This window comes from Fretibacterium sp. (assembly GCF_057312375.1).
Genome location: NZ_DBHLDX010000131.1, coordinates 1 through 1,786 on the forward strand (window position 1 = coordinate 1; position 1,786 = coordinate 1,786).

The following is a 1,786-nucleotide window of genomic DNA, read 5'->3' on the forward strand; positions in this document are numbered from 1 at the left end:
GTGCCGATGGCCATGGGGATGGAGCCCTACGTCAAAGTCTACGTGGCACGGGCCGACGGGGTCTTCCTGTACGACTGGAAGGCCCACGCGCTGAAGGAGGTCTCCGGTGCGGACGTCCGGGGACGGATCGGCAAGCAGGACTTCGTCGCAAAGGCTCCCTGCACCCTGATCCTCGTCTCGGATTCCGAAGCCCTCTCCAGGAAGTTCAAGGACGACGACGATGAGGAAGAGTTCGCGGCCGTCGCCGCGGGGGCGATGGCTCAGGACGTCTACCTGGCCGCCGGAGCCGTGGGCGTCGGTACGCGCTACATCCGCTCCGTCCGGGAGGACGACATCGAAGACTTCCTGGGACTGCAGGACGACGACGACGTCCTCTGCATCATGCCCATGGGGACGAAGCCGGGGGCATAAGCCCGCTCCCCACACGAAGGGGAACGTGAGCTATTGAGAGGGAAGCGGGGAGCCGGACGGCTCCCCGCTTCATCGTCTCGCACCGGCCCTGCGCTTCAGGGTCGCCTCCACGCGGCCACGCCATCGACGTAGGTCGTCACCGCGTGGGTTCGGGCGTCCAGGGGGTCCCCATCCCAGACGGTCAGGTCCGCGTCCTTCCCCGGCTCGATGGAGCCCAGTCGCCCCTCAAGGCCCAGGTGCTCCGCCGCGTAGAGCGTGACCCCCCGCAGCGCTTCGTCCGGCGGCAGGCCCGCCCGCACGGCCAGGGCAACGCAGGTGACGACGTTTGCGATGGGGATCACGGGGTGATCCGTGATGAGGCAGAAGTGTACGCCGGCCCGCCAGAGGTCGACGGGGTTCTGCCAGGACTGGTTCCTCAGCTCGATCTTGGAGCGCGAGGTCAGCATGGGCCCCACGGCCGCAAAGGCCTTCTTCGCCCCCAGCCACGCGGCGATCTGTCGCCCCTCCGTGCAGTGTTCCAGGCTGTACTTCAGGCCGAATTCCTCCGCGATGCGGACGGCGGTCTGGATGTCGTCCAGCCGATGACAGTGGACGCTGAGGGTCATCTCCCGACGCAGCACGGCAGCCAGCGCCTCCATGCCCAGATCGCGCTCCGCCGGCTCATCCTTTCTCCTGGCAGCCTCCTGACGGGCCAGGTAGTTCTGAGCGCCCACCAGCGCGCCACGCAGGACGGCCGCGTTCCCCATGCGGGTCGTGGGCAACTTGTCCTTCGGCTTGTAGACGCTCACGGGGTTCTCGCCCAGCGCAGCCTTCATGGCAGAGCAGGGCACGACGGTCATGCGCTCCACCACGTCCGGCCGCGTCTTGACCACGACGCCCTGTCCTCCGATGACGTTGCCGCTTCCCGGCAGCGCCTGGACGCAGGTCACGCCTCCCGACAGGGCGTCCTCAAAGGCCGCGTCGTCGGGGTAGAGCGCGTCCAGGGCCCGCAGATGCGGCGTCACGGGGTCCACCATGTCGTTGTCGTCCGCCATCGTCGCCTGAGGGAAGCCCTCCGGGCAGACGCCAATGTGCGTGTGGGCGTCGATCAGGCCCGGCGTCACGCGAAAGCCCTTCAGGTCCTCCACCTCCGCGCCCTCCTCGGGCGAGAGCCCCTTCCCCACCGCCACGATCCGGCTGCCCCGGACGGCGACGTCCAGCTCATGAAACCCATCGCCGCGTCCCGTCCAGACCAGGGCGCCCTTCAGCAAGAGCGCGCGCGCCTTTGTCCTCTCCTGCAACCCGTTCCGCTTCCCTTCCCAAGATTTTGACGGCCATAGTCAGCCCACAGCCGTCAGCTTTTTTCAGGATAGCACAGTTTTTTGAAAAAATACGG

General features: G+C 67.4%; 2 protein-coding genes. One reads left to right on the top strand and one right to left on the bottom strand.

Annotated features, from left to right (window positions below; translation table 11 throughout):
- Positions 1-411 (top strand): nitroreductase family protein (locus ACO41U_RS10465; RefSeq protein ID WP_485943808.1); only part of this gene is annotated, 411 nt, incomplete at its 5' end.
- 95 nt (positions 412-506) lie between these two features.
- Here ACO41U_RS10465 and ACO41U_RS10470 read toward each other — a convergent pair.
- Complete coding sequence (locus tag ACO41U_RS10470; RefSeq protein WP_485943810.1) at positions 507-1,691, bottom strand: amidohydrolase; 1,185 nt, start codon at positions 1,689-1,691, stop codon at positions 507-509.
- Positions 1,692-1,786: the final 95 nt, after the last annotated feature.